The organism is Massilia paldalensis (assembly GCF_044901715.1).
GTDB lineage: Bacteria > Pseudomonadota > Gammaproteobacteria > Burkholderiales > Burkholderiaceae_D > Telluria > Telluria paldalensis.
This window is the reverse complement of record NZ_JBJCIU010000027.1, coordinates 1-4,078: the sequence shown is the minus strand read 5'-3', so window position 1 is coordinate 4,078 and position 4,078 is coordinate 1. Positions and strand designations below refer to the sequence as shown.

Annotated in this window: 4 protein-coding genes; 1 reads left to right on the top strand and 3 read right to left on the bottom strand. The window is 61.8% G+C overall.

The annotated features are described in order from the left end of the window. Positions 1-138 precede the first annotated feature (138 nt). On the bottom strand, positions 139-1,011 hold the full coding sequence (locus ACI1V7_RS28250; protein ID WP_404536033.1) for an aldo/keto reductase family oxidoreductase: 873 nt from the start codon (positions 1,009-1,011) through the stop codon (positions 139-141). 115 nt (positions 1,012-1,126) lie between these two features. Between ACI1V7_RS28250 and ACI1V7_RS28245 the strand changes: the two genes are divergently transcribed. Beyond that, the gene (locus tag ACI1V7_RS28245) at positions 1,127-2,053 is read left to right on the top strand and encodes a LysR family transcriptional regulator (protein WP_404536031.1); all 927 of its coding nucleotides are present in this window, start codon (positions 1,127-1,129) and stop codon (positions 2,051-2,053) included. On the opposite strand, the gene ACI1V7_RS28240 is transcribed toward ACI1V7_RS28245, so the two are convergent. Then, positions 2,050-2,532: a YbhB/YbcL family Raf kinase inhibitor-like protein gene (locus tag ACI1V7_RS28240; protein WP_404536028.1), complete on the bottom strand. Its 483-nt coding sequence runs from the start codon at positions 2,530-2,532 to the stop codon at positions 2,050-2,052. The two genes, ACI1V7_RS28245 and ACI1V7_RS28240, sit on opposite strands and share 4 nt — an antisense overlap. Before the next feature lie 464 nt (positions 2,533-2,996). Next, on the bottom strand, positions 2,997-3,512 hold the full coding sequence (locus tag ACI1V7_RS28235; RefSeq protein ID WP_404536026.1) for a DUF6328 family protein: 516 nt from the start codon (positions 3,510-3,512) through the stop codon (positions 2,997-2,999). Positions 3,513-4,078: the final 566 nt, after the last annotated feature.

Below are 4,078 nucleotides of genomic sequence, written 5' to 3'. Positions count from 1 at the left end.
ATCCCGAACAGGACCGTGAAACGACTTTGCGCCGATGATAGTGCTGCAACCAGTGTGAAAGTAGGTTATCGTCAGGCTAGTTATATGAAAAACCCCACCAGGTGATCCTGGTGGGGTTTTTTGCTTTTGGGCGTCCGTTTATCGTGCCTGTCCCATTGTCTCCAGCGCTTCCAGCGCATCGCCCGGCAAGACGAGTTCCGCGGCCTGCAGGTTTTCGCGCAAGTGCCTGACCGATGACGTTCCCGGAATCAGCAGGATATTCGGCGAGCGCTGCAGCAGCCAGGCGATTGCCACTTGCATCGGCGTCGCGCCCAGGTCCCGCGCAATCGCCGACAGCGTGTCGGATTGCAGCGGGCTGAATCCCCCCAGCGGAAAGAAGGGCACATAGGTAATGCCATCCCGTGCCAGCGCATCGATCAGCGCATCGTCATTCCGGTGTACCAGGTTGTACATGTTCTGCACGCAGGCGATCGGCACGATGCGCCGCGCATCCTCGACCTGGCGCGGCGTCACATTGCTCAAGCCGATGTGCCGGATCAGTCCGCGTTCCCGCAGCGTTGCCAGCGCCGTCAGCTGTTCTTCGAGCGATCCTTCGGCCGGCCCATGGACGTCGATCATGCTGCGCAGGTTGACCACTTCGAGCACATCCAGGCCGAGATTGCGTAAATTGTCGTGGACGGCCTGCTCCAGCTCCGGGCCCGACATCGCCGGTAGCCAGGCGCCCTGGGCATCGCGGCGCGCGCCGATCTTGGTGACGATGACCAGGTCGTCCGGATACGGATGCAGCGCTTCACGGATCAGCTGGTTGGTGATGTGCGGTCCGTAGAAATCCGATGTGTCGATGTGATTGATGCCGAGCGCGACGGCTTCGCGCAGCACCGCGCGTGCGCCGTCCAGGTCCTTGGGCGGACCGAAGACGCCCGGGCCCGCCAACTGCATGGCGCCGTAGCCGAGGCGGCGGACGGGGCGGTCGCCGAGCAGGAAGGTGCCGGCCTTGTCGATGATATTCATGTGTTCTCCTTCGTCGAATGGTGATCGTTACGATAGGTGCGACAGCACTCCATGACAATCCGGTGTAATCTGCATGACCTGTACGTCCAAACGTACAATCCATCAGGGATATCTCATGAAAGTGGATCTTGGCGACCTGTCCGCCTTCGTCGCCGTCGCGCGCGCCGGCGGATTTCGCGACGCGGCGCGCATCAGCAACGGCAGCGCGTCCGGCCTTAGCGATGCCGTGCGGCGTCTCGAGACGAAGTTAGGCGTGCGCCTGCTCAACCGTACCACCCGAAGCGTCGTCCCCACCGAAGCCGGCCGCAGCCTGCTCGCGCGCCTGGATCCCGTATTGAGCGAAGTCGATAGCGCGCTCGACGTCATCAATGGATTTCGCGACACGCCGACCGGGACGCTACGCCTGAACGTGCCGGTTAGTGCCGCGCGGCTCGTACTGCCGGACATCGTGCCCCGCTTCCTCGCCGCCTATCCGGAGATCCGCCTCGAGATCATCGCGGAGGAAAGCTTCGTCGACGTGCTGGCCGCCGGGTGCGACGCCGGCATCCGCTACGAGGAGCGGCTCGAGCTGGACATGGTTGCGGTGCCGATCGGGCCGCGCGTGCAACGGGCCGCGGCGGCAGCCTCGCCCGCCTACCTGGACAAGCACGGACGGCCGCAGCATCCCGGCGACCTGCTCGGCCATGCCTGCATGCGCGGTCGCTTCGCCAGCGGTACGGTCGTGCAATGGGAGTTCGAGCGCGACGGCGAGACCGTCAGGATCGAGCCGGCGGGCCAGCTGCTCGTCCAGATCGGCGGTGCGGTCGACCTGGCCGTCGAGGCGGCTGTGCGCGGTCTCGGCATCGTCTACCTGTTCGAAGACTGGCTGCGCCCGTACATCGAGCGGGGTGCGCTCGAGCCCGTGCTGGAACCCTGGTGGCCACGCTTTTCCGGTCCCTATCTGTACTACCCGGGCCGCCGGCTCGTGCCCGCGCCGCTGCGCGCTTTCGTCGACTTCATCAGGAACCACGCGCTTGCCAATGCCCGAAAAGATGCGGGCTAACGCCGGCGACCACGCTGGTAAGTGCCTACCAACACGGTCTGCTCCAGCACATGTCCCTGCATCGCCCGCACCAGGCGGGACCGGGTCGGATGATGCAGGTCGGGCAGGGCAGTGTCCAACGCATAGAGCGTGTGGACGTAGCGATGACGCCCGATGGGCGGGCAGGGGCCGCCATAGCGCGTATTCTTCCAATCGTTCAAGCCTGCTTCGGTGCCCGGCGGCAGTGCCGATTCACGGATGCCGGCGGCCAGGTGCGAGGCATCTGGCGGGATGTTGTAGAGCACCCAATGTACCCATCTGACGGTTGGGGCCGCGGGATCGGGCGCGTCGGGATCGTCGATGATCAATGCGAAGCTGCGTGTGCCGGGTGGCGCGTTCGACCACGACAGGGACGGCGACATATTGTCGCCATCGCAGGTATGGCGTGCGGGGATGCCGGCGTTATGCTGGAAATCGTCGGAGAGAAGTGTCAGTGCCATGGGTGTGTCCGTGCGCTGCGGCGGGACGAGGCTTGCCGCTGGGCCGAGCCAGTCATGACGGACGATTGCCCGTCAGTACGTCCTCACTTGCGAGCTTGCTTGACCGTTCATTTGCGGGTTCGATGAATTGGACACGCCGCGCTGCGCGAGGTTGCGCAGAACATCGTTCGTGCGGCCGCCGGCACGGCGCATGGCGCGGCGTAGCCGGCGGCAGCAACACGTTGCGCCGGATGGCGCCCCGCGTTTCAGCCGTACGCAGCGCCGGTGTCCCATGGCCGACACGTGTTCGTCGACCTGCACCCGCATGCTGCATGAACGGCTGGGCCTACACCCGCCTCCGTCTGTGCTCCCCCCGATACCGGAACTTCAGGCAGGCCAGTGTCGCCCAGTTCGTAAAATCCTTGCTTCTGGACAGCCGCATAGATTGTCGCGGCCACAACTGGATTATCCATTTGCCAAAAAGCTCATCTGTACGGCGGCTCACACAACCGCAGTGCATTCCGCGAGGATGAGGAGCGGGGTTCGTCGACCCGGACGGGATCGCGGCTCGGCAGCACGTACCAGAGTCCGACGAACAGCAGGAGCGTGGCAAGCGCGGCCGCGATGCTGAGCCAGACCATGTCAGTCGCAAGAGACACCACCGTCAGCATCTCGAGAGAAAGCCCAACGGCCAGCGGCATCAAGGCGCCGCGAATGACGTGCCGCGATGCCCGGATCATCTGCGAGGTGGCAAACCCATGTTTGGCGCGGTAGTAGACGGCTGGCGTCATCAGCATCGCCATCGTGACGACCATGAATCCGAGTCCGACCAGGTGGCACACCTGCGCATAGGCCGGCAAATCCTCGAAGCGTTCATTGAAGACGGCGATTGTCTGGAAACCGAACACCGCCTGCAGGCCCGGCAGGATCACGCGCGCCTCTTCGATGATGTTGCGCATCTCGTGGTCGTTTTTCTTTTGTTGAGAAGCTTCATCGTCCATGGGACGACAGTAGCGTCAAAGAGGAACGTATTCAACCGACAGCACGATTGCCGGGTTTCATGCGTGACGGGTAGCCACATCGATCGAAAAGGCGCTTGCGCAAACACTCATCCGTTTGCTATAGTTCGCCTCCTGCTTCTGCGGCGCAGTAAAAGCTGAACGAAATCAAGTAGTTGAGCTAGGTGTTTTGATAACACCGCTAGCGCTGGAGAAAAAAGAGGGGTTGACGAGTTAGGTAGTTTGCTTCATAATCTCGTTCCTCTGCTGCTGACGAACACAACGATTCGCACAACGCAGCAAGGCAGTACAGAATTCGAGTTCTTTAACAATCAACAGTCGATAAGTGTGGGCGTTTGATGAAGTGCCAGCAACTGCTTCGGTAGCTGCTGAATGCTTAAATTATCAAATGTTCACGCAAAAGAAATACGTTGCTTCAGAAATGAAGTGACGGTCAGTATTTTGAGTGAGCGACTCTGCAGAAATGCAGATGACACGAAAGTGTCGCAAACAGAGATTGAACTGAAGAGTTTGATCCTGGCTCAGATTGAACGCTGGCGGCATGCTTT

Bases quoted from the DNA above. Each gene is read 5' to 3' on its own strand.
- ACI1V7_RS28245 (WP_404536031.1), top strand. From the start codon at position 1,127: ATGAAAGTGGATCTTGGCGACCTGTCCGCCTTCGTCGCCGTCGCGCGC.
- ACI1V7_RS28240 (WP_404536028.1), bottom strand. From the start codon at position 2,532: ATGGCACTGACACTTCTCTCCGACGATTTCCAGCATAACGCCGGCATC.
- ACI1V7_RS28250 (WP_404536033.1), bottom strand. From the start codon at position 1,011: ATGAATATCATCGACAAGGCCGGCACCTTCCTGCTCGGCGACCGCCCC.
- ACI1V7_RS28235 (WP_404536026.1), bottom strand. From the start codon at position 3,512: ATGGACGATGAAGCTTCTCAACAAAAGAAAAACGACCACGAGATGCGC.